This window comes from Macrococcoides goetzii (assembly GCF_002742385.2).
GTDB lineage: Bacteria > Bacillota > Bacilli > Staphylococcales > Staphylococcaceae > Macrococcoides > Macrococcoides goetzii.
In genome coordinates, this window is record NZ_MJBI02000010.1 from 1 (window position 1) to 24,284 (window position 24,284).

Sequence of the window (24,284 nt, forward strand, 5' to 3'; positions counted from 1 at the left end):
AGCGTCATCGTTCCAGTCTGTGATGATATCCGGTGTACCGATGATCTGGTTGTTCGCATCATCGTATGTTAAACCTGATGGTAGGCCTGTTACTTCTTCCGTCGTGTCGTTATCATCTGTGATCGTTACTGGGATTGGCGTGATCGCCTGTCCTTCTGTAACTGTCGCATCTGATGCATCCACCGTCGGTGCTGTTGTATCTGCTACCTTCGGATTGTTATCCTCTGTATCAGGGATTCCGTCGTTGTCATCATCTGTATCTGTTACATCAGGGTTTCCGTCACCATCCGTATCACGCTGTACTGTGATTGTGATTGTTTCCTCTGTTACGTTACCTGCTTCATCCGTCACTTCGATCGTCACTGGGAAGTCACGTGTCTCTTCGTACGTGCCTGTCGCAGCGTCATCGTTCCAGTCTGTGATGATATCTGGTGTTCCGATGATCTGATTGTTCGCGTCATCATACGTTAAGCCTGATGGTAGGCCTGTCACCACTTCTGTCGTGTTACTTTCATCTGTGATCGTTACTTCGATCGGCGTAATCGCCTGTCCTTCTGTAACCGTCGCATTTGATGCATCTACATTCGGATCAGCTCCAGAAACAATTTGTGAAACTAAATTATTTGGATCTAGAGTTAACGTTCCATCAGCTGTATTGTAACTGCCATTCGCAATATTTTCCGAATTATCTACAAAAACTGCAAATACTTCAGTACCTTCAGTTAGTGGTGTATTCAACGGTACAGTATAATTTCCATTTGCATCTACTACTGCAGTATATAAAATATTGGCATCCTTATCAGTAATAATAACCAATGTATCTGGTTCAGCGCTTGATCCCGTAAGTTCAGTATCTGTAGGTGAAATAGGATTTAAAGTTCCAATTTGAGGTGGAATTGTGTCATGGACATTAAATATATGCTTAGTTTCATTGCCATCTTCATCTACTGAAATAACGTAATTTAAGCCTCCAGTGATTTTATATTTATCTCTTACTTCAAAAGGTACTGATATAGAAAAGTTACCATTCTCATCCGCAATACCTGTGAAAGTTTCGCCATCATAAAATTGAATAGTTATAGTCGAACCTGGTTCAGCAGCACCTACAATGTTAGGATCAATCGTTGAATAAATATCTGGACCAAACTGTTCAGAAATAACATGAGGAGTTTGCAATACATCTATCACTACATCTATTATCTCCGTAGAATTATCAGGATATGTTACCAACACTTGAACAGTTACTGGACCCGGTGATACTGTCGAATCCGGACTAACACTAATAGTTCCATCGGCATTAACTGTTACCCATGAAGGTAAAGTGCCACTTGGTGAATATTGTGTACCTATAGGTGGTGTAGTATCATCTACATTTAATGGTGCTGGTATTGTCACACTTTGTCCCCACTCAACTACAGCATCTTTGTAATTTGGTTGATTAGTATCGGCATCTAAAACTACTGCTTCGACTAGAATGTCAAACTGTTCTTGAGTTGTAGTTCCATTTTCATCAGTTCCAATTACAGTAACTGTATAAGTCCCAGGAGTTGAAGGAGTACCTGTAATTTGGCCATTAGAATAAGTTAATCCTGATGGTAAACCATTTACAGTAATTGTTGTGTCATTAGGTGTTCCGACATCATTATTCGAAATAACGATAGGCTCTATTGCTGTTCCAACTGTTGCAGGTGGAGCAGTAATTGCCGCTATAACATCTACAACTGTAACTGTATTAGAAACTGGAGAAGTTCCATTAGAATTTGTTGCAGTTGAAGTTAATGTCGTTCCTTCTGTTAATGGTGTAGCTAATGTAATTACGCCAGGTGTTCCATCTGTTGGAATAACTACTGTTCCAACAATATTATTGTTGTTATCTGTAACAGTAACAGTAGATCCAGGTGTTCCTGTCACGTTTAACGTTGTGTCATTATTATCTACAGGAGAAATGACTGGTGCATCTGGTGCTTTAGCCACATCTGCCACAAATGAATCTGCTGCAAGTGCAGTAGTTAAATTTCCAGTTGACTCACCTTTCCAGAATACTGCTGATGTGAACGTCGTTGGCCCTGTGATATCAGACGGTACAGTAATTGGTTGGGATCCAACAGTTCCATCAGCTCCTGATGTAACTGTTACAGGACCTCCAAATGGTTTACCATCTTTAAACCATTGTACTTGATACTCCGTATTTGGAAGTAAACCATCAGTTCTTGTGTTCACTGTATCACCGATTGCTGCTGTATCGACTAATACATCATGCATAGGTGTATTTGCTAAAAGTGCAATTTGATTATTTACACTGCTATTAAATCCAGTGTTTGCATCACTATCACCTATTGGTTCGAACATGTTGTTTTGAAAACTGTTTGACCAAACATTATAATTCTCCACTAAAGTAGTTAAATATATATAATCTGTATTAATATGACGGTCTTTTAAAAATGGATTGACAGTAAAATCCCATAATCGAGGATCAGTATTATTTAAGTCAGCATCCGCAACTACTTTTCCGTATTCTTCAGCTGTAACTGTATTTGCACCTTTCGTATATGCATTGTAACCATACAATCCTTTAAATGGAATTAAGAAATTACCATTTTGGTCGACTGTTGCAACAACTGATTCAGCAATATGAGATCCTGCACCGTTTAACGCTTCATAATCTGCTATAATTTGTTTTTGAGCTGCTTTAAATTGATCTAGTGTATATCCTGGGTTTGCAGTTTTCCAAGCATCAAATTGTCGAGTTACTTCATCATTCACATAAGAAGCTGCTACTTGTGTACCTGTAGCAGGTAAGTCTCTGCCAGTATTATAATAAACATGGTTTGGTGAGCCAGCAATATCTCCACCATCGTACCAGACAGTTCCACTCACAATACCATAAGAACCTGTAGTAGTATATGCAGGTGTAGGTGTTTCTAATAAATTTGGATCACTATTCGGTATTTCTTGAAGGATTACTTCAGATGTTTCAATTACATTCACACCTGCTGTAAAGTTCCATGATTCGTTCGTTCTATTCGTTCTAGTATGGAAGCCTGTTACTTTATCCCCTTCCTTAATAACGTTATAAACCGATGGATCCGGATTTTCCACCCATGTCTTTACAGCGAATCCACCATCACCAGCGATTTGCCATTTAGTAATAACGTTACCATCTACATCTTTTACTTGATAACCTTTATTTGCTAAATCATCTCCTGCTTTCCAGTCAGGGTTTAAGAAGTCAAATGAATATGATCCGTCTGCATTAGTCGTTGTATAGAAAACCGGAGAAACTGTACCTTGTCCGTCAACCCATTGTAGATATACTTTCATTGTTGGTGCTGGGTTTGATTGATCACCCATATTGCCATCTTTATAGATCCACGCATGCCCTCTATAAGAATACAACTGATCCATTGTTCCTTTAGTATAGATAGCACCAGCATTTAATTCTGATTCAATTGGAGAAGTTGCTGCCAATGCATTGATAGTACTTACATCACCTAATGCTAAAGTTGATAACGTCATTGGTGATGTACCAGTTGTTTCAACTGCATTAGCTGATAAAGCTAAACTTTCAGCATTTGTTAACGAAGAATCTGTAGTCGGGGCTAATACTGGTAATTCATTAGCTGCTTGACTATTAGCAATCGCTTGTAATAATAACGCTGTTAATTCTTCATTTGTTAAATTAGCATAATCTAAGTTTAAGTTAGCAACATACGCGCTAGCTTCTTCTTGAGTAATACCAGTATTTGATACTACTGTATCTGCTAATACTTGTTGTTTCTCAGCATCAGTTGTAGCTGTAGTTAATGCAGCTGTAGTATCTGCTACTGAAGTTGTTGCTTCTGTAGTTTCAGGCGCAGTTGCAACGTCAGGTGTTACTACTGGCGCTGCTTCTGTTGTTGGCGCTTCTGTTGTTGCAGTTTCTGTTGTTGCAGTTTCTGTTGTCACTGCTTCTGTTGTTGCAGTTTCTGTTGTTGCAGTTTCTGTTGTCGCTGCTTCTGTTGTCGGCGCTTCTGTTGTCGCAGTTTCAGTTGTTGGCGCTTCTGTTGTTGCTTCTACAATTTTGTTTGCAGTTACTTTAACAGCTTCACTCTTAACGTCGCCGTCAACTGTGATTACTGATACAACTTCTTCACTTGCTACAGTTAAACTACGGAATGTAAAAGTACCGTCAGTGTCTACAACTGTTTTTTCAATTGTTCCATCAGCTAAGTGTAATTCAACCACTTGTCCAGATGTAGCAATACCAGTTAATTCAGTATTATCTGCATTAAACTCTAAGTTTTGTGCTTGTACTGGAGTATTTACTGCTTCAGTTGTCGGAGCTTCTGTTGTAGGCGCTTCTGTAGTTGCTGCTTCTGTAGTCGCAGCTTCTGTAGTTGGGGCTTCGGTCGTAGGGCTATCAGTTGATGGTGTTGCCGTCGTATCCGTTGTTGTCGTAGTCGTTTCAGCTGCATCAGCCGAATTGCCTAAGAACATTAACGAACCGATCAGGATTGACGTCGTACCTACTGTAAATTTACGAATAGAGTACTTGTTCAATTTGTTCGGCAAGAAATCCATTCTTTTGTTGTTGGGCTTTTTCTTCATTAATTATTTTCCTCCAATGATTTTTATATTGATTAAGATATAAAAATATTTTGATACAGTTGTATTATGTAACAATTTAAACTAAAAGTAAAATGATTAAATGCCAGTTATTTTTAAATTTTAATTATATAGATATTTAATTTTATATTGTGTAGTATTCAAATTATTCTTTCTCTCAGTTTTTCCCTATATTAACAGTCTTTCAATTCATTGATTAAAATTAACTTTTATGTTTAATTTGAAATTATTATTTTTATTTCAAATGTGTCTATTTTGTGACAAACAAGAAATTATTTTAATTTGTATTCAAAAAAAAAATACTTCGCTTATTTTTTATAAGCAAAGCATTTAAAAAACGTTATTAAATGGCGTCTAATTAGGAATTCATCCGATTTAATATATTTATTGATGAATTAATGGAAATAGTTATTTATTCCCTCATTTGTTTGTTACTTACTTGAACAGCTTTATTTATATGCATAAAATTTCATAAATTGATGCATATATACTGGATATTGTGCTTTAAACTCATCAACTGTTTGAGTCGTTAAGGCGATTATCTTAAATTCCTGATCTAACTGATACGTCGCATCCTCATTTAATCCAATTGTTGCTCGCGTGAGTTCTTTCATGACTGGTAACGATACTTGTTCACCTTGAGCTGCATGGATAATTGGTTTCAGTTGCGTAGCATTTAAATGATGAAAATCTTCTATTAATATGTCATGTTTTATTGGACTGGCTAATGCTTCTGTAATAATCCCTTGATGAAATACGATATGATCTTCTTCTTTGATATATTGTCCATATAAGCTACCATTCGTCCACATTGAATCAGCTGTGTAAATTTTCAGATGCTCTCTTTTGAGCTGTAAATATTTAATCGCAGTATCCACTCCATTGAAATGCTCAGGTAAACTGAATACATAAATCATCTTCCATGGTTTCGGTGTAACTTTAGGTTTATGTGTTGCTGAAGGTTGTTGATTTGAACGCTGTGCACTTGTTTGTTGTATATTTGGTTGATAATCGTTTGAATGCTGTATATTGCTTTGTTCTGTTTGTTGCTGGATTGATTGGCTTTGAACGTACTGATTTGTCGTTGTATTCGTATTAGCCTTTAATTGCTTTTCCATCGCACTTCTTCTTGCTGAGTATGTTGCTGTATCAATCATTTGTTGTATCGTAGGTGACTGAATCGGTTCAAGGTCTGTTGATGGATTTAAACATGTATCATACTGAATACGTGTAATTTCTGTCACGGATTCATTCCACTTCTCATGTAAGAAATATTGCGCACGTAATTGTGGTTCACGGTCTAGTTCATAGATAGTACGTGGTGTAATGTCTGCTATATATTTTATCTTTACCGCTGTACTGTCTGTTCTTCCTGGAATCGGTTGATTTCGTTGCATTCCTTCTATTATAATAGCTGTTCCGTATATACCTCTTTCAGGCATCGTTTTATAGATAATCACTTTATCCCCAGGTTGCATCTGACTATAATGTTTAAATCCATTACGATTCACGCCATTAATGTTACGTACATAGATTGTATATATTTCATCTGCTTCAAAATCTATGTCTTCCTTCATTATAAAGTAACGATTAATCTTCTCTTCATTTCGCCCAACGCGTACTATCTTTTCATAGTCTTCTTCAGATAACGGATTAAGCAGTTGTTCTTTCATACTGTTGATTGTCAGTTTAAGTGATTCATCTCGAATTAAATATTCTTTCGTAAATGGTGCGAGCTTTTCTTCATATTTAAAGTGGATTTTAATTTGTCCACGTCTTGGCTCTTCAACTTTTAAGACAGAGCCTGCCCCAAGTATGCCTATTTTATTCTGCACTTGATAGAAGATGACTTTATCTCCTGGCACTGCGCGTTTGAATGCTGTATATCCTTCATTCGGGTTAAAGTGTACTGTGGAATCGAACACTGATACTTGTCCCATTAAATCTTCGAAGTGATTAAATCTATTGTATCCACAATTCAGCCAAAAGTAGTTCACAAATATATCCCCCTGTTTACTCAATTAGTTTTATTATAGTAAAGATTTTATCGGTATGATAGCGTTTTATGTTAAATTAATTTATTTTTACACTGATATAAGTAGCTTATATCAGTAGGTTTTTGCTCGAATATGTTAGAATGGACTGTATCATAAATTTTATGATCCAAAGGAGAGTAAATAATGTCTTTTAAGAAAAAATGGTTACTTCCAGCAGTTGCAGTTACAGTGTTACTAACGGGTTGCCAGGATACAGATAAAGAAAAATCAAAAGAAACAAGTACCGAAGAAACAAATAAAGAAAATGTTACTCAAGAAGCGCCTTCTATTAAAAATGCGAAACAAATTAATGTAGCAGATTTCGGAGCAAAGCCAGATGACAATAAAGATGATACGGATGCAATAACACAAGCAATCGAAAAGTCAAAAGAAGAAGCTGTCGAAGTCGTGATTCCAAAAGGTACTTATGATACGAATAAAACGATAGAAGTAAATGATATTAAAGGGCTACATATTAAGGGTGAAGGTGCAATCATTAAACCGAAGAATCCGATGACAAATCCACCAGAATTTTATACGATGCGTCTAGCTTCAAGTAAAGATGCACTTTCTGAAATTGAAATTGAAGGCATCACAATCGATGGTAGTAAGAATCCTCAAGATTTATACTTTACGATGAAAAAAGCAGATGATTTCTATAAAACTGCGATGACTAAAGGTATTGCGATTACGAACACTAAAAATTTAAATATTCATGACGTCAACTATAAACATATGTATGGTGGATATGCGATATTTGCTCAAGAATATCGCGATGTTAATATTCAAAATGTTAAGCTGGAAGATGTCGGTGGAGATGATATTACTGATAGCTTCGGTATGGCGATTTATTTAAGCGGTCATAAAGATGATGCTGTCGTTAACATTGATAAAGTAGTATCTAACGCTAAAACTTCAAAACGCTCAAAAGAGTATATGGGCTGGATCGGTGTCGTTTATGAAAATGGTACGATACAAGATGCTAATGAAGATAACTGGCTGAAAGATCAAAATACAACAATCAATGTTACGAATTCTACATTCAATGATTATGAAACAACATTCCATGTAGAGTCTACGTATGGTAATGTGTATTGGAACACTGATGATGTTAAAACACGTGCAAAGAGTTATTTCATTGCAGCAGGAGTAAACGGCGAACTACGTGAACGATCAAATAATGTCGAAATGAACCTACTACCTTTTGGTCGTAATGACATCGTTCATGGTGTTTATTATACTGAAGGAATGAAACCGAAGAATTATTCATTTGATATGTATAATTCAGTCGTAAATAACATTGAAATTGATGGCAAACGCTCACCAATATCTGCTGTTTACGCAAATAATACGACCGCGACATTCCACAATACAACTTTCAATGATGTATCAAATCGTTTAGTTGCTAACGGTACTGGTACATTTATAGATAGTGTAGTGAACTTAACAAAAGAAGCAAATAAAAATGAACTTGGTGAGTTCTCAGAAAATACACAGAAAATTAATCTTGAGAAATCAACAATAAACGAAGCGCCAAAGAAGACATCAGCGCAAAATGGCAAAGTACCTGAGAAACTGAAATCTACGAACAAACCTATTCCGAAACGCGAGAACCCTCTTGCACCAGCTGATTTAGGACGTGAAGTAGCACCATTGAAGGCTGAATAATAATATTTACACGGAAACTTATGTTTCCGTGTATTTTTGTTTAGGGATTGTTTGTGGAAGTGGCGTCAAACTTTATCTGAAGACACTTTCTCGTACGATTCCTTAATATCATCTACGGAAGTGGCGCCAAATTGTTTTTGAAGACACTTACTCATACGATTTCTTAATATCTTCTTCGGAAGTGGCGCCAAATTGATTCTGAAGACACTTACTCATACGATTCCTTAATATCGTCTTCGGAAGTGGCGCCAAATTGTTTTTGAAGACACTTTCTCGTATGATTTCTTAATATCATCTACGGAAGTGGCGCCAAATTGATTCTGAAGACACTTACCCAACAAACATACCCCTATCTACCTTATACAAATAAATCTCTTCTTTAATTAACATGTCATCTGATTTACTCGCCACATATGCGGTCGATCGATTCACACCAATTTTCTCATATTCTGTGCTTAGCACTTTCTTAATGGTTGTCTTACCGACACCAGTAAAGTCAAAGATATCTTTAGAAGTTACACTGGTATTCTTCAATAAATATATTGCATCAAAAGCAAACCGAACTACAGCTTTTTTAGAATACTCACATCCACAAGTGCATCTCACTTTTTTCGCATTTTTCTCCATTAGAGGCAAAAATCTTCGACACTTCGGACACTTTACTCCTTTTCTCATCAAATCAAATGGATAATGATAGATGCGATCATACACGCCTTTATCGTAATAATAAGCTGATAAATTGCGTGCAATTTGTATTTCTTCTTTCGTTACTTCGCGTTCATTCAGACTTTTAATAATATCATCTAAATCTTTATTAAATAATATCCTCTTATCTCCTTTGTATCCGATAACTTCAAATTGCTCACCCACAAAAATCACATAACTTAGCACTTCATAGTCAATACCTAATTTCCTTACGAGTTCCTGTAGTTTGTTGTGTTGAATGTCCAATTTATATAGCGGGTTATTAATAACGTAATTATTTTCACTCATAAATACACCGTTATTATAATTATATTTTCCTTCATAATACTTTGTATCAAGGTGAACAATTTTCTTATTTGATACAATAATAAAGTCGTATTGTGATTCCCCTTTAATATTTAATCGCAAGTCCCAGATTTTAGCGCCACCTTCACAGTCTTTGATACGCTCATAAAAATATTCTTCACCTAATATACCTTTCTCTAAAGTAAATAATTTATCGCTATCATATTTATCGATTTGTATCCTATCTTTTACTTCTAAAAGATAACGTTCATAGTCATTTAATTCGCGAAGCTTTACAAACATTAAGTCACCCCATTTAACATTTGTTAACACAACATTAATATACAATGTATTAAAGAATTTTTCCAACAAAAAAAGAGTCCTCATATGGACTCTTAGTACTTATTGTGCTTTCTTATCGCTTCTTAATAACATCGCAATTAACCCAACCACAAACGACAATATAAATTTCTTTATCATATCAACACTCCTACCAGATATTTAACAGCCACTGCATTATTAAACTTATACCCGCTACGACGAACCATACACTTGCACCTAATAAAACAGGCTTAATTCCAATTGCTCTGAATTGTTTAATGCTCACTGATAATCCGATACCTGCCATCGCGATGCTAATCATAAACGTTGATAGCATTTTTATATATGAAATTATTGCTTCAGGCAAATTAATAATTGAAGTCGCTACACTTGCCAGAAAGAAATATAGAATAAACCACGGAAATACCTTTTTAATACTAAATGCTTTCTTCTCACTTTTCTTAAGTTGTAACATCACCAGTATAAGACAGACTGGTATAATCATCAGCGCTCTAACAAGTTTAACAATTGTTGCGGTGTCACCGGCTGGTTCAGAATAGGCATATCCTGCAGCGACCACACTACTTGTATCATTAATCGCTGTGCCAGCAAAATGACCGAAACCAATATCACTTAACCCAATTGTATGCCCAATAATCGGGAAGATAAAGACTGCGATAATATTAAATAGAAAGATTGTCGATAATGAGAACGCCACTTCATCTTCTTTAGCATCTACTATCGGACTTGCTGCTGCGATTGCAGAGCCACCACAAATGGCCGTCCCGACACCGATTAACGTTCTAATATTTTCTCCGATGTTCATAACTTTACCTAACCATAGACTTGTGAGTAACGCTGCAGTTATAGTCGTCAATGTAATAGGTAATGATGATAATCCCATTTCTACTACTACTCTTAAATTAAGCGTAAACCCCATTACAATGATGGCATACTGCAATATTTTCTTTGAAGCGAATTTAATACCGGGTTGATATTGATCTGGCAGCTTTATAGTATTGCTCATGATGATGCCAAGAATAATACTAAAGATAATACCACCGATAATCGGAAACACCTGTCCGAGTAGTGTTGCAATGACTGCGATTATACTGCAAAGGATGATACCATACCATTTCATAGCATTTGCTCCAGATAATAAATAGTCATCGTACCACGAAGGATACCATCCCCAATATTGGTATACACATGAGGAACATCTGCATCAAAGCGAATCGACATGTCACTTCCAATTTGATAATCTTCATTCTGTACTTTTAGATTGAGCATACCTTGATAGATCATGATATACTCTTCAGTCCCGGCTTGATGTGCTTCTGCTGCATACACGCCTCCTGGCTCAATTTCAAACTGATACATTTCAAACGGATGACCACTTTCAAAAGGATAGAATGGATATAATCGATATCTTCCATCATCTCCTGTCATCTCCAATAATTCTGACTTTTTCTTAATATCTACTTTTTGATCAGGAGACTTGATTAAAGCAGTGAAACTTATCTTCAATCCATTCGCTATCTTCCACACCGTCGTAATTGATGGAATAGAATCTCCTCGTTCAATTTGAGACAACATCGTCTTTGAAACTCCTGTACGTCGTGAAACATTATCTAAAGTTAACCCATTATCAGTTCGATACATCTTTAAATTATGCGCAACAATATCATGTATTTCTTTCATCAGCTTCACCTGCTTTACTTTGTTACATTCATTATAACGAACAAATATTACATGATAAAGCACTATCTTATTTGAAACAGAACATACGTTTGTGTATAATAGAAACATCTTTTAAAAAATGAGGTTTTATTTTGATATTATCTGCTTTAGCTTTAACAATAAATTTCAGCATGTTTCAGACAAACATGCCAAAGATTGATGCAACATTTGATCACGCTATTGACGGCGATACTATTTCTGTAAAAGTAAATAACAGAAAAAAAACCGTAAGACTATTACTCGTTGATACGCCGGAATCGAAAAAGCCCAACACGCCAGTTCAACCGTATGCGATTGAAGCGGCGCGCTTTACAGAATCTCTCGTAAAAACATGCGATTTAAAGATTCAGTATGATACGAAAGGTAAGAAAGATCGTTACGGCAGAGATTTAGTTTATCTTTATTGTGGCAATACGATGATCAATGAACTACTCGTTCAGCAAGGTTATGCACGCGTTGGTTATGTTTATCAGCAAAAGGATTATTTAGACAGATTGTTACAAGCCGAAAAAAAGGCAAAACAGCAAGGTTTGAAGATCTGGTCGATAAAAGGTTTCGTTAATACAGACGGAGAAGGCTTTAATAGTACAGCTGAAGAACGAAAGGCTGAAACTGATATCGGTCTTCAAATACGCGAAGCACTACATCGAATATTGGATGCCGCAATTGATGGTTTGATTAAAGGTATAAAAGATTTATTTAAATAGACATAATTAAAGAGGAGAGACCATCGTCTCTCCTCTTTAATGTATAAATTGATATCTGCTCATTTGAGCTAATGTAAGTGTTCTATAACCCACAACACCTGAAGGCGTTAAATAATTCGTTTCTGAAACCATAATTGTTCCATCAGCATTAACACGTTCAACGAATGCAACGTGTCCTAGAGGACCATCAGTAGTTGTCGCAATTGAGCCAACTGCCGGCGTGCTGTTTACTGTGTATCCATCTTTACGTGCACCACTTGCCCAGTTATATGCATGCCACCAATACGTTGAAATACCTTTTCCGATTGCAGCACGTTTATTAAATACATACCATGTACATTGACCGTAGTCATACAAATTAGCATGTGCAAATACAGGTGTTTTTGTAACTACTGACGTTGTTACAACTTTAGCAGGTGCTTTTTGTACGCCGCTTGTCGGAATAGTGGCAGCAACTGCATTCCCACTAACGATCAATTTTTGATTGGAATAAATGATATTTGATGATAGATTATTCCACTGTTTAATACTTTGTATTGATACTCCATATTGCGCAGCAATCTTTGCTAAATAATCTCCAGGCTTAACGATATGCGTCTTAGCACTAGTTGTGCCTGAATTTGTAGATGTTGTTGTCACAGGAATCGTTGTACTAACTGCACCTGTTACTTTTAATTTCTGATTCGGAAAGATTAAATAGCCTGATAAATTATTTAATTTCATAATCTGCGCTACAGATGTATTGTATTTTGCTGCAATAATCGATAAACTCTCGCCAGCTTGAACAATATGCGTATTACCAGTAGATGTCGTACTTTGCGGACGGCTCACATTTGTCGTATTTGTTCGTGTTACTTCACCCGATACTTTTAAAGTTTGGTAAGGAAAAATCAAATTTGATGATAATTGATTTAACGACTTTAACTGATCAATCGAAGTATTATATCGGTTGGCGATAGACCATAGTGACTCACCAGGTTGTACTTTATGTTCTGCTGCTTCTGCTTGATGTGAATAAGTAGCAACCGCAGCCGATGCAGTTGTAGCCGCGAAAATTAATTTCTTCTTCAAATTTTGTTCCTCCTAGCCTTACTTTTTCAATAAATCTATTATTGCATATTTATTGTTCTTTTGACATTACAGTTTTCTTTCAATTGCTTATTTATTAATAAGTAATAATATTTATTTTTAATACGAACACTTTTTGTACAAAGTTGTGTTCAACTGAATTATATCAACACTTCCTGATGTTCGGTGAGTAAATGAAATAAAAATTCTTTTTATTATTTTCGACAATTTTCTTTTTTTACTTAACAATTATAATTTGGTTTGTCATGTTAATAAAACATTGATATATCAACGTTTGAAACCGCTATATATATTGAAGTGAATTAAATAGAGTCATTAGTTTTACATTGTAACATAACTGTAACAAACTACTGTAAATTTAGAATTTTCAGTAAATTAATGATTGTTTTCGACAATTTTTAATTCATTTTTTTACGAATAGTCTAAAATCATGTAATGATTAATTATATGTTAGAATAAAATAAAAAAGCATACTAAAGGAATGATCAGATGAAACCGGAAGCACCTCGCTATAATTTCAGAGATATTAAAGAATTGAAATTCGGTGAAGAAGTTGGTAACTCGGTATCTCATGGTGTACCAGCATTACTTATTTTATTCACTTTACCTTACTTTGCAATCAAGACGTATATCGAACATGGTCCTACATTTGCATTTGGTATCAGCGTATTTTTAATTAGCATCTTCCTGATGTTCTTATCATCAGCTGTCTACCACCTCATGCCTCCGAAATCGATTCATAAATATGTGATGCGCATTATCGACCATGCTTTAATTTATATCGCTATTGCAGGGACTTATACTCCTGTGGCTTTAAGTTTAGTGGGTGGTAAGTTAGGTATCAGTATTATGATTATTGAATGGCTCATTACGATTGCAGGTATTGTTTATAAATCGACCGCAAAACACGTTAACCCTAAAATCAGTCTTGCAATCTATCTTATTATGGGGTGGTTAGGTATCCTCTTATTTCCAGCGCTCATTACAAAAGCGAGCTGGTTGTTTATTACCTTTATCGTTTTAGGTGGTGTGATGTATAGTGTTGGATCGTGGTTCTATGCACAAAAACATCGTCATTACTTCCATATGATCTGGCATTTCTTTATCCTTGCCGGTGCACTTTGTCACTTCGTCGCATTGTTATATTTTATTCAGTAAAACTTAAAAAATAAAAACGTCAGATTAATTTCTGACGTTTTTTGGTATCTATAATCATATATTCTATTCTGCGATTATCTTTCCGCTTTGAATATAAACTTTATATGTCTGCAATAATTCTTTTGACTGAATATCAATCGCTTTCACTTTATAATACTTCCCACCTAAATCTTCCTGAATGTCTTTACCGTTTATCGGTTCAGCACCGACAATTGCGATATCCATTTCAGAATAATAAGCCTCTACCTTTTTACGGTATTTATCGGATGCCATTTGAACAGCTTGAGGTAAGCTTTTCACTTTTACTTGAGTAGCGACCGGCTGATCTTTTAACTGATAAGCTGCTTTAATCGTACAAGAAATACATCCATTGTCAGCTGCTTGAGGTAAAGTGCCTGCCCTCACCATTGCATTGTATGCATTGCGTAACTGTGTATCACTTACACCTTCACAACTTGATTGCAATCGTGTTTGAATACATGTCGTTGCATCGCCTTTCGCTTGTTGTGTTGATGGCTTAGGTGTTGCTGAAGGAGTTTTTGGTGCAGTTGGTGCTGCATTTTGAACATCAAAAATGGCTTTATCATTAAAGTCATATAACTCCATTTTCTTTGATTGTTTATTATAGTAGAAATCAAATACTGTAATGACGCGTTTCAATTGTCCACCTGTAGCATTTGATGATAGCGTACGAGTAACGATGGCATGCGCATATCTATTTCTAACATCAATTTGATCTATACTCTGAGCGGTAATACGATAGTTATCAAAACTACCTGTCGGTAATTTCGCTAAAATATATGCTTCGGCTTTAGAGTTAGATTTTATAAAGGGACGGATCATACTGTAATTACGTTGATTATATGCATTCGGCATTGCATTTAAATAATCGGTCATCGTTTGATGGGTCAGCTGTTTTAAGTTAGCTGTCGTTTCGTTTGTATTCGTCACTTTAGCTTTAGTTGATTTTTTTGTTTGTTTTATTTTTTTCTTTGATTGTGCTTCTTTGTTCTTTTCTTTATCCGACTGCGCTTCACTAGATGGTTCTTCCGTTGTTGTTTCTGGGCTGTCTGACTTCACTTTTGATGTTTCAGTTGATTTCGTTTCTTCTTTGTCCTGTTGCGCATTATTACATGCCACAAGCACAAATGACAACAATACTGTCAATATTAATTTATATATACGCACGACTACACCATCCATTCAGTTATTTTCCTCTATTTTACCATAGAAGTGTATGAGTACTCTAAAAAAGCAAACTATCATCACGAAAATTTCTTTCATGCTTTTCATTTTCCTTTACATAAAACCCCTACAAATATTTGTAGGGGCTCCACTTATTTTAGTTTTTCAACATACTCTACTTCTTTTTTATTTGTTGATAAATGAAATGCAACTTTCACATTACCTGATTCATTCTCATAGATAACGCGCGGATCATTTGTATTTTCTAAAAATTCTTTATTAGGTTGTCCGTAGAATGCAAGAACATCCTGATACAACATGTATGGAGGTACGATGACCATATCCTGTGCCGTTTCAGCACCTGTACTTTTATCGTCTAATTGTTTATTAAAATTGATACCGGCATTGCCAAAGATGTAATATTTCTTTTGGTTAATCGTTGTATGATCTGAAAAGTCTCCAAACTTATCCTTAATTACCTGGAAACTCATTTGTTCAGAAATACCGCCAGCAAATCGATTATTATCTAAGAAGAATTCATTTTTAAAATTTGTAGATAAAATATCGATAACAACGCCGTTACCCTTTGTGTTTTTTTGAGCTTGTGATTTATCGTTTACCTTAAGTTCGCTATTATTCACGTCTGAAATTTGTGTAATCATCATTTGCTTTAATGAAGGATCATAGACAAAGTGAAAAACAGTTTCAGAGTATGTTCTGCCGTTCGTTGCGTAATTCGATATTTCTTTACCCACAAGTGCAACATATTCATCTTTTTGCGTTGAAATCTTATCGATTGTATTACTATATACTTCCATATTCGTGTAATTACCACTGCTGATTTCTTTTTTTAATTCTTTTTCAGCGATTGAGCCTTCTTTTACAGTGGATTTGAGGAGATTATAATTATTTTTATTATATGCATCTGCGTAGCGATCAAAAAAGTGTTTCACTGCTGAATTGACCAGCATAATATCATCTTTTTTAGATCCTGACCATTGGTAAAGATATTGAGATTTTCTTGCACTTTTTGCACTGATGATTTTTTCTTCCTGGTTACTGCAACCTGTTGTAAACAATAAAAATACACACGCTAGTACGCCTAGTATATATTTCAAATCCCTCACCCAATCCATTATTATGTTATCTTCTTCATTATATGTTATGTAGATTGAATTTGAAATATTTATTTTACAATATTATCTATATGAAATAAAATTAACTATTATTTTCATATCATGATAAAACTAATTTAAATTAATTTAATAAATCGTATAAAGTAATTAATCCAATTAATTTCCCTTCTTTTGTACCTGAATCAGTAATCAAGACCGCTTCTAACTTTTCATTCCGCTCGTTGTAGGACTTAAACATGCTTACAACTTCCATTTCCGTTGCACCTTCTCCAACAAATGCAGCCCGTTCTTTCTGTTCATATGCTATTACTTCAGACAATTTAATTGTAGCGATATCTTTCTGATGATTTACGGCAAAATATCGGGTAATGCCTGATTCAGTAAGTAAACCTACATAAGTCTTGCCATTATATATCGGAAACTGAGTGAACTTAGAAGTATTGATTTGAGATAACACTGTTGTAAGCAAATCATTAATATGGAACGTTACAACTTTTTTCGTTGCTTTTTCAATAGCACGCGTCGGATGTAGCAGCATTTCTGCAATAAGTTCAATTTCCTTTACGACGTCTTCATGTGGTTCTGCGATAACGCGATTGTCACCAAGTCTTGTATTGTGAACAATAGCATTACGTAATTCAGCAAACTGTTTCAGATCATCTTTATACTGTGCAACAACCTTATCTTTTAAGACGGCGTAGTCGACTAATCGTGAAAATGATGCATAACCTTTATTTAAATTATACTGTGTTAAATATCTTTCAATCGTATTAAAAGCATTCAGAAATTTCTCTGCTGTAGTCATGATAAACCTCCCAATTTAAATCATGCAATTTAATGTCAATTAGAACTTAATTATTATTTTTTTATATAATTAATTATTGTATTATTCAAAGAATTTACATGGTATATTTAATTTAATATGAAAGGGGGATACATATTGAATGCGCTAAACAACTACGAAATCTTCGACCGCTTTAATCATAGATGGACATGTTCTATATACCAGAATGACATGTATCATGAGGCCCCTTCATTTATGCGTCTCCGTTGTAGAAAACTCAATTATGATCGCATTATGGAAACAAATAATGATGAATTGACATTATTACGTCTTCTACGCTACATTACCCTTTATTTAGATGAGTTACAATATATAAGCCATAATGTATATAGATTATCAGATGTATCACCTATTCCAAAAGATCAGCTATTATAATCATCTATAAAAAACCGTGTACAGCAATCGCTGCACACGGTTTTATTCGTAATGTTTAACCTCTTCAAAATATGCATTGTCTGGATTATTTTTCTCCAGATGTTCAATTTGAAGCGTTGAGTGTTTTAAATTGTATTTATCAGCTAAAATCGTTGAAAGTTCATTGATGACCTGATAGTTCTTATCATCTGTTGAAGGTTCAACAACAACGTGCGCTGTAATTGATGGATGATCAGTTGTAATCGACCATAGATGGAATTCATGTACATCAACAACTGCCGGATGATTTTTCATCGTCTGAATGATTTCATCAGTATCTAATCCGTCTGGCACACGCTCCATTAAAATCCCCCAAGTATTTTTACAAATCTTATATCCTCCACGGAAGATGATGATTGAAATGATAATACTTAAAATTGGGTCAATTAAAGTCCAATGCGTAAAGTAGATGATGATCACTGCAACAATAACGCCTACTGAATTTAATAAGTCTCCAATAAAATGCCAAAGTGCACTTTGCACATTGATATTGTCTTCACCTTTTAATGAACGGGTTAAGATGATTGTTAAGATAATATTGACGATAAGTCCGATTGTAGAAATGATAAGCATTAATTTTACATCAACTGTTTGCGGATGTAAAATACGCATAATCCCTTCGTATGTGATGCCTAATGCAATGATAATAAGTGCTAAACCGTTAAGTAATGCTGCTAATATTTCTAAACGTAAATAGCCGAATGTATATTGAGCTGTCGGTGCTTTAGAAGCGAAATATATCGCTAGCATCGATAATCCTAATGCTAATACATCACTCATCATATGCATTGAGTCAGATAGTAATGCAAGTGAATTCGATAATAGTCCTCCGACAATTTCAACAATCGTAAAGAATAATGTAATGTAAAGTGACGCCCATAGTGTGCGTTTTGAGCCTTGCTGATGTTTTAAATGTTCGACATGGTGAAAGTATGTTGGACTTTCTAATTGTTTTCTCATAAAATTTATCCCCTAGTCATTGTTCATTATAAGTTGGTACATTGTTTTGAGTTGCCCTAAGTGTAGTGTCATATGGTTGGCAGCAAATTCAATATTGTCGTTCTTAATACTTAGTTCGTCGCGATCGCAAATATCACCAAGTAGACGTTTTGTCTGTATAGTGAGCAATAGTTTTAGCGTATCGAAAGAAGGAATATCTTCATCAAAGTCATCAGGACTCGTTCCGGATTTAAAGTATTTTGCTAATCCGGCAATTTCAGTATTAACATCGTTCGGTATTAAACGATATTCATTTTCTACAATGACATGTCCAACCATCCAGTAAATATTGTTTGGTAGTCCGTCGATTGTTGTCTTCGCTTCAGCTTCTGTAATCGGCTTGATCAGTTCAGTGATTTGCTGTTCGTGATGCACATATTCCTCACCTGCAGTACCACGTACGCGATCATCAACACCTAAAACAGTTAACATATCGTTTGTTTTTTCCTTTTTTCTTCTGAATATATTAAACATGATCGTTCTCCTATGCATTTTTTACTTAGTGTATCAAGTAAAATTGTATTGTGCTACATTATTGTACTGATAACGATTATTAGTAATTAAGTATATAAAAACAAGTCCGATATCTTGTCGATATCGGACTTGTTTATTGGTGATGGTTGGACGAAATTGGTGATACCCCAATTTCGGACGAGATTTTGTTGCTGAAATTGGGGATTCCCCAATTTCGGGTTGGATTTTGTTGCTGAAATTGGGGATACTCCAATTTCGGGCGAGATTTTGGTGCTGAAATTGGTGATACCCCAATTTCGGACGAGATTTTGTTGCTGAAATTGGTGATTCCCCAATTTCGGACGAGATTTTACTGCTGAAATTGGTGATTCCCCAATTTCGCAACCACTTTCTATTTCACTTTCTTTGCAAGATCGGTAATGTAGTTAAAGAAACCGTCATGATCAACGTCATATACGACATTTACTGGTCTTCCATTTTCCATTTCGTACGTTCTACCTTGACTTGGCCCTTCAGTATAAACACCTGATAATATTTCTTTTGATTTTACAAGTTCAGGTTTTCCAACAGATGCTGTCGTTAACACATCCCATAAGAAGTATGTCGAATTCGTTATAAAATGAACTAATGGCGGTACAACTGCATAGCTCACACCTAAGAAATCAACACCTGGATATTTACGTTCGTTCGCCCACATTTGACGAATTGCAGGTGTAAGTGGTACTTGATTTGTACTTTCCAGTGCTACCATATCAATCTTGATATCAGCATCAAACACGACACCTACCGCTTCAGGATCCCAGTATGCATTCCATTCAGCAGTTCCGTCATGTTCAGGTTCATGTACGTTACCATCTGGTAAGTACGTACCACCCATCCAAACAAGTTTTTCGATTTTTTCAGTAATCTTCGGTTCGGTCTTTAATGCCTCTGCTAAATCTGACAAAGGACCAGTAAACAATAAAGTCGTCTTTTCTTTTTCTTTCATCACCGCATTGATTAAATGCTCGTGTGCCGGAACATCAGATAGTGGTGCGTCAATTGAACCTTTTTCATTCAAGATCGGTAGTGCATCCATAAAGAATGCATGCATACGCCAGTCTTTCGGAAATGGGTTTTTCCCGCGAATAATCGACTTAGCAGTTTCTAATTTACCATCGCCAAAGCGGTCAATAATCTTTCTTGATGCATAAGTTGCCGGCTCAATGTAGCAATCTGCGTCGATAACACTCACACCAGTTAATTTTACAGAATCCATCTGTAACAATAAAAATAGTGAAATTAAATCATCCACGCCACCATCGTGATTAAAATACACATTTGTTTTCTTCATAATAAAAAGACTCCAATCTATTTAATAATATTCCTCATTATAATTTGAATAAGGAACTTATTTCAATAGCATTGAGTCTTATTGATGACAATTTATATATTATCCGAAATAAAGTGCTGCAAATAATACAAGCAATATAAAATCAAAGATATGACGGAACATATTCTCACGCCATGCGTTGCGGTCTAAACTATCCAGTAGTCCAAGTACGAGTAAAGCTGCAAATGAACATACGATTAACATATTAAAGTTCATATCTGTAATTAAACGGATGATGATTAATGCTACAACGGCAATATTTAATATGTTATACATACGACCCCAAACTGTTGTTTCTCCAGTTCTATTCAAGTTGTTCACCTCTAAATGTTTGTTACGATACACTATAACATTAAACGCTATGTTGCTCTAGTTATACGCTTATCTCGGGCGAGATTCGCACCCTATTCCATCTCTATCTCTGTCCAAGTCATGACTATATCCTGCATCACTACTTCTAATTGGACGTCCTAATGCATTCCATACGTCTCGGCAACTACCGTAATAAGCGCTTGTAATTCTGGCTGGCGGTGGTGTAACTGTAGTGCGAGTAACCGGCTTAGCAACTGCTTTAGCAGGTAGTTGCTTCATTTGAATTTGATAGACTAATTCTTCCTTATTGATTGATTTTGTATATACTGTTAACGCACCGTATGAATAGTACTTCACGCCCCCAGATAGTGTTGAAGCTTTCTTTGTACCTAATACATTTCGGACTGCATTCATATCATATTTAGGTGTAGCATCTTTGATTTTAATAAGTGCTATCGGTCTATGAGATGAAGACATCGTGCCATATGTTGTTGCAATTAATTCATTATATTTACCATATGTGTATTCAAAGTTCTTTCTATTGTTAAATGTTACTGTCTTTTTAGACTTTTCTGCGCCCCAATTGCTGGTCATCGCATTCTTCGTTGTTCCAAGTCCTACTTTATAGTACTTGTAGTTACCCGCTTTTAATTGATTTAATATTTTAGCATCTGTAAGTTTTGGCATCGCCATATCTTTTGATTTAAAACTGTATGCATCTGCTGTTGAAAAACTTGTTGCAATCATCGTTACTGATAATGCTGTTAATAATTTCTTCATTGCTTCATCCCCATCCCAATTATTGTTTATTCAATCTTGCTACGTGTGCTACGTTTCTGTTTTTACCACGTTTCTTAGTTTTTCTTTTTACTTGTACTGGTTTCTTCTTTTTCACTGTGTGTGCTGGTGCCTGTGGTTGAACCTGAGATTGTCCTTGTTCAATTTGGACTTTACTTTGTACTTCATTGCGCGTATGTCCGTTTAGCGTCCATAGTCTTGTTGTATTTAATGCGGCTGTAATAAGTTCAGTGAGCTTTTCACGATCATCAAACTTAACGAAACCATTCTTTTCAACATTATCAATATGTAATAGAATTTGTGCAGGTGTTTCGTTGGCACGTAATCCGAACAAGATTGTATTAACAATTAATTTCCCTGTGTCTGTTCCCTGGAAATCTTCAGTGATTCCTGCTTCGATATATTCAACTAAATGCTTAATCTCTTGCGTCGGCTCAACATAGAAGTGTTCTGTATATAATTTATAATCTTCATATTCAGGAATATAATAATCTTTTTGTTCGGTTAATGCTTTTAAATCGATATCAATATTACTAAGCTCTTTATGTTTAACACTGCCATCTTTAATCAGCGCTTCGTACTCAGGCATCACATCAATAAGCTCTTCACGGATTTCATCTTCAGTCATTTGTACATTGAAATATTTTTCTTTTAACACTGCTAAATGCTTCAACGTTACAAAGCCATATAAATTCAATGCGCTGCGATAAAAATGAATCTTATCAATTTCTTCCTTAAATGCTGGATGTGCTTGTTTATATGTATTAAAATGCGCTTTTACATCTTTTGGAATGAACAATAGCTCAGTATCATCTGCATAAAATAAGAAAACTTCATCCGGTATATCATGATGATATACCATGTAGTTCTTCTCTTGTGCAGTAATATCATCTAACACGACTTTAAAATCACTATTATATGTTTGTAACATCTTATCCAGCATTTGATCATCTGCAAAATAAGCTTCGGTAATTAAGCTAACCAAATCTTCTTTACTTTTAGAAGAGTAACCTTTAATCCCCAGGTTTCGACATATATTTTTTAACTCTTCTTTAGATAGCGCTGATAAATACATATCTAGTGTATTGTCATTAAATTTTTCAGCGACTAATTTCTTTTTTTCTTCCTGTGCTGCGATGTCGATATTTAACTCGTTTGTCATAGTAAGTCCCCCACGGTTCTATAAGTTGATTCTACCCATTTTTAATACATGCGTTTTATTTATATTTATTCTATTTTACCAATGATTAAGAAAAAATTAAACTTTCTAATTTAACATAAACATACATTTTAAATGTTTAAACAACATATTTATGATATTGTCACAATTCATCACATCCAATATTTTGAAATGGTTGTATAATAAAGATGAGGATAATAGTAAAAATCGGGCATTCCTGCTCAATAAAAACTAAGGAGCTGTTCATATGAAAAATGTAAGCATCATCGGTGGCGGAGTATTAGGGAGTCAAGTGGCATTTCAAAGCGCATTCTTTGATTGCAATGTTGTCATGTATGCAAGAACTGAAGACTCAGTTAAACGTATTCAGGAAAAACTAGCAAAGCTTGTACCAATTTACGGTGCCTATTTTAATAATCCCGAAAAAGCGCAAGCTGCACATGATGCGATTAAAATTTCTATGGATATGTCTGAAGTATTAGCTGATAGCGATGTTATGATCGAATCTATTGCAGAAAATTTAGAAGCAAAACAAAAATTGTACGAGAGCATACAAGGTATCGCGCCTGAGAAAACCATCTTCTTAACAAATTCTTCAACGATGATGCCAAGCGCTTTCCGCGATTTTACAGATCGACCTGATCGTTTTTTAGCGTTGCACTTCGCTAATTCTATCTGGCAAAATAATATCGCAGAAGTAATGAGCCATGATACAACGGATCCAAAATATAATCAAATTGTGATGGATTTTGCGAAACAGATTAATATGGTTCCGATTCTAGTTAAGAAAGAACAACCTGGCTATATATTAAATTCTTTACTCGTGCCATTTTTACAGTCAGCTGAAATGTTACTCGCCAATGGTATTGGTGACGCTGAAACGGTTGATAGAGCCTGGATGATTGGGACAGGTGCTCCTGTTGGTCCATTTGCAATGTTAGACGTTATTGGTCTCACTACTGCTTATAACATCTCATTGCAAGCTTCACAGAAAAACCCACAATTACAAGGCGTCACTGATATGTTAAAAGCATATATCGATGCCGGTAAACTAGGTGTTGCAACAGGAGAAGGGTTCTATAAATATCCAAACCCTAGCTATAAAGCACCTGACTTTCTAAAAGGATAAAATTTTCACAGCCGAACATTGTGTTCGGCTTTTTTTGTAACTTTTCTCACACCTCAAGTTCTTAAAACCAGATAGCTTCGTTGTAATTATGACATCTTTTCAAATTCACTCCATTTTTCTACACAAA

20 protein-coding genes are annotated in these 24,284 nt (G+C 35.3%); 5 read left to right on the plus strand and 15 right to left on the minus strand.

Annotation, left to right across the window (positions count from 1 at the left end; translation table 11 throughout):
• The coding region (locus BFS35_RS12360) for an Ig-like domain-containing protein (RefSeq protein WP_117946050.1) at positions 1 to 4,587 on the minus strand (4,587 nt) is incomplete at its 3' end.
• 467 nt (positions 4,588 to 5,054) lie between these two features.
• A complete protein-coding gene (locus BFS35_RS12365; protein WP_099577153.1) occupies positions 5,055 to 6,602 on the minus strand; it encodes an EVE domain-containing protein in 1,548 nt (515 codons plus the stop codon).
• A 183-nt stretch (positions 6,603 to 6,785) separates the two neighbouring features.
• Here BFS35_RS12365 and BFS35_RS12370 point away from each other — a divergent pair, with 183 nt between their 5' ends.
• Positions 6,786 to 8,309: a glycosyl hydrolase family 28-related protein gene (locus BFS35_RS12370; protein WP_099577151.1), complete on the plus strand. Its 1,524-nt coding sequence runs from the start codon at positions 6,786 to 6,788 to the stop codon at positions 8,307 to 8,309.
• Between the two features lie 330 nt (positions 8,310 to 8,639).
• Here the strand turns inward: BFS35_RS12370 and BFS35_RS12375 are convergent, their stop codons facing one another.
• The 3 genes from BFS35_RS12375 to BFS35_RS12385 form a co-directional block, all read right to left on the minus strand.
• On the minus strand, positions 8,640 to 9,602 hold the full coding sequence (locus BFS35_RS12375) for a nuclease-related domain-containing protein (protein WP_158554324.1): 963 nt from the start codon (positions 9,600 to 9,602) through the stop codon (positions 8,640 to 8,642).
• A gap of 187 nt (positions 9,603 to 9,789) precedes the next feature.
• Positions 9,790 to 10,761: a YeiH family protein gene (locus tag BFS35_RS12380; protein WP_099577147.1), complete on the minus strand. Its 972-nt coding sequence runs from the start codon at positions 10,759 to 10,761 to the stop codon at positions 9,790 to 9,792.
• Positions 10,758 to 11,321 (minus strand): helix-turn-helix domain-containing protein, encoded by a 564-nt coding sequence (locus tag BFS35_RS12385; protein ID WP_099577145.1) that lies wholly within the window; start codon positions 11,319 to 11,321, stop codon positions 10,758 to 10,760. Before BFS35_RS12385 ends, BFS35_RS12380 begins: the two co-directional genes overlap by 4 nt.
• Before the next feature lie 131 nt (positions 11,322 to 11,452).
• Here BFS35_RS12385 and BFS35_RS12390 point away from each other — a divergent pair, with 131 nt between their 5' ends.
• On the plus strand, positions 11,453 to 12,067 hold the full coding sequence (locus BFS35_RS12390) for a thermonuclease family protein (protein WP_099577143.1): 615 nt from the start codon (positions 11,453 to 11,455) through the stop codon (positions 12,065 to 12,067).
• 36 nt (positions 12,068 to 12,103) lie between these two features.
• Here BFS35_RS12390 and BFS35_RS12395 read toward each other — a convergent pair whose 3' ends face one another.
• Positions 12,104 to 13,138: a LysM peptidoglycan-binding domain-containing protein gene (locus BFS35_RS12395; protein ID WP_099577141.1), complete on the minus strand. Its 1,035-nt coding sequence runs from the start codon at positions 13,136 to 13,138 to the stop codon at positions 12,104 to 12,106.
• 507 nt (positions 13,139 to 13,645) lie between these two features.
• On the opposite strand from BFS35_RS12395, the gene trhA reads away from it, so the two are divergent.
• Positions 13,646 to 14,314, plus strand: a complete 669-nt coding sequence (gene trhA, locus BFS35_RS12400) for a PAQR family membrane homeostasis protein TrhA (protein WP_099577139.1) — start codon at positions 13,646 to 13,648, stop codon at positions 14,312 to 14,314.
• Positions 14,315 to 14,377: 63 nt separating this feature from the next.
• Here the strand turns inward: trhA and BFS35_RS12405 are convergent, their stop codons facing one another.
• The 3 genes from BFS35_RS12405 to BFS35_RS12415 all read right to left on the minus strand — a co-directional run bounded on the left by BFS35_RS12405 (position 14,378) and on the right by BFS35_RS12415 (position 17,440).
• The gene (locus tag BFS35_RS12405; RefSeq protein WP_099577137.1) at positions 14,378 to 15,517 is read right to left on the minus strand and encodes a TcaA NTF2-like domain-containing protein; all 1,140 of its coding nucleotides are present in this window, start codon (positions 15,515 to 15,517) and stop codon (positions 14,378 to 14,380) included.
• Positions 15,518 to 15,651: 134 nt separating this feature from the next.
• On the minus strand, positions 15,652 to 16,617 hold the full coding sequence (locus BFS35_RS12410) for a TcaA NTF2-like domain-containing protein (RefSeq protein WP_099577135.1): 966 nt from the start codon (positions 16,615 to 16,617) through the stop codon (positions 15,652 to 15,654).
• A 139-nt stretch (positions 16,618 to 16,756) separates the two neighbouring features.
• Complete coding sequence (locus BFS35_RS12415) at positions 16,757 to 17,440, minus strand: CBS domain-containing protein (RefSeq protein ID WP_099577133.1); 684 nt, start codon at positions 17,438 to 17,440, stop codon at positions 16,757 to 16,759.
• A 135-nt stretch (positions 17,441 to 17,575) separates the two neighbouring features.
• Between BFS35_RS12415 and BFS35_RS12420 the strand changes: the two genes are divergently transcribed.
• Positions 17,576 to 17,854 carry a hypothetical protein gene (locus tag BFS35_RS12420; RefSeq protein WP_099577131.1) on the plus strand — a complete coding sequence of 93 codons (279 nt, stop codon included), beginning with the start codon at positions 17,576 to 17,578 and terminating at the stop codon, positions 17,852 to 17,854.
• A gap of 42 nt (positions 17,855 to 17,896) precedes the next feature.
• Here BFS35_RS12420 and BFS35_RS12425 read toward each other — a convergent pair whose 3' ends face one another.
• The 6 genes from BFS35_RS12425 to BFS35_RS12450 all read right to left on the minus strand — a co-directional run bounded on the left by BFS35_RS12425 (position 17,897) and on the right by BFS35_RS12450 (position 23,010).
• Complete coding sequence (locus BFS35_RS12425; RefSeq protein ID WP_099577129.1) at positions 17,897 to 18,853, minus strand: cation diffusion facilitator family transporter; 957 nt, start codon at positions 18,851 to 18,853, stop codon at positions 17,897 to 17,899.
• A 12-nt stretch (positions 18,854 to 18,865) separates the two neighbouring features.
• Positions 18,866 to 19,366 carry a DinB family protein gene (locus BFS35_RS12430; protein ID WP_099577127.1) on the minus strand — a complete coding sequence of 167 codons (501 nt, stop codon included), beginning with the start codon at positions 19,364 to 19,366 and terminating at the stop codon, positions 18,866 to 18,868.
• A 391-nt stretch (positions 19,367 to 19,757) separates the two neighbouring features.
• Positions 19,758 to 20,702, minus strand: a complete 945-nt coding sequence (locus tag BFS35_RS12435) for a nucleoside hydrolase (protein ID WP_099577125.1) — start codon at positions 20,700 to 20,702, stop codon at positions 19,758 to 19,760.
• A 96-nt stretch (positions 20,703 to 20,798) separates the two neighbouring features.
• A complete protein-coding gene (locus BFS35_RS12440; RefSeq protein ID WP_099577123.1) occupies positions 20,799 to 21,050 on the minus strand; it encodes a hypothetical protein in 252 nt (83 codons plus the stop codon).
• Positions 21,051 to 21,119: 69 nt separating this feature from the next.
• A complete protein-coding gene (locus BFS35_RS12445) occupies positions 21,120 to 21,830 on the minus strand; it encodes an excalibur calcium-binding domain-containing protein (RefSeq protein ID WP_205757167.1) in 711 nt (236 codons plus the stop codon).
• Positions 21,831 to 21,849: 19 nt separating this feature from the next.
• Positions 21,850 to 23,010, minus strand: a complete 1,161-nt coding sequence (locus tag BFS35_RS12450; RefSeq protein ID WP_099577122.1) for a Rho termination factor N-terminal domain-containing protein — start codon at positions 23,008 to 23,010, stop codon at positions 21,850 to 21,852.
• A gap of 265 nt (positions 23,011 to 23,275) precedes the next feature.
• Between BFS35_RS12450 and BFS35_RS12455 the strand changes: the two genes are divergently transcribed.
• On the plus strand, positions 23,276 to 24,157 hold the full coding sequence (locus BFS35_RS12455; RefSeq protein ID WP_099577120.1) for a 3-hydroxyacyl-CoA dehydrogenase: 882 nt from the start codon (positions 23,276 to 23,278) through the stop codon (positions 24,155 to 24,157).
• The last annotated feature ends 127 nt before the right edge of the window (positions 24,158 to 24,284 follow it).

Coding starts and splice junctions, on each gene's coding strand:
- BFS35_RS12370 (WP_099577151.1), top strand. CDS start 6,786: ATGTCTTTTAAGAAAAAATGGTTACTTCCAGCAGTTGCAGTTACAGTG.
- BFS35_RS12375 (WP_158554324.1), bottom strand. CDS start 9,602: ATGTTTGTAAAGCTTCGCGAATTAAATGACTATGAACGTTATCTTTTA.
- BFS35_RS12380 (WP_099577147.1), bottom strand. CDS start 10,761: ATGAAATGGTATGGTATCATCCTTTGCAGTATAATCGCAGTCATTGCA.
- BFS35_RS12385 (WP_099577145.1), bottom strand. CDS start 11,321: ATGAAAGAAATACATGATATTGTTGCGCATAATTTAAAGATGTATCGA.
- trhA (WP_099577139.1), top strand. CDS start 13,646: ATGAAACCGGAAGCACCTCGCTATAATTTCAGAGATATTAAAGAATTG.
- BFS35_RS12405 (WP_099577137.1), bottom strand. CDS start 15,517: ATGGATGGTGTAGTCGTGCGTATATATAAATTAATATTGACAGTATTG.
- BFS35_RS12415 (WP_099577133.1), bottom strand. CDS start 17,440: ATGACTACAGCAGAGAAATTTCTGAATGCTTTTAATACGATTGAAAGA.
- BFS35_RS12425 (WP_099577129.1), bottom strand. CDS start 18,853: ATGAGAAAACAATTAGAAAGTCCAACATACTTTCACCATGTCGAACAT.
- BFS35_RS12430 (WP_099577127.1), bottom strand. CDS start 19,366: ATGTTTAATATATTCAGAAGAAAAAAGGAAAAAACAAACGATATGTTA.
- BFS35_RS12445 (WP_205757167.1), bottom strand. CDS start 21,830: ATGAAGAAATTATTAACAGCATTATCAGTAACGATGATTGCAACAAGT.
- BFS35_RS12450 (WP_099577122.1), bottom strand. CDS start 23,010: ATGACAAACGAGTTAAATATCGACATCGCAGCACAGGAAGAAAAAAAG.
- BFS35_RS12455 (WP_099577120.1), top strand. CDS start 23,276: ATGAAAAATGTAAGCATCATCGGTGGCGGAGTATTAGGGAGTCAAGTG.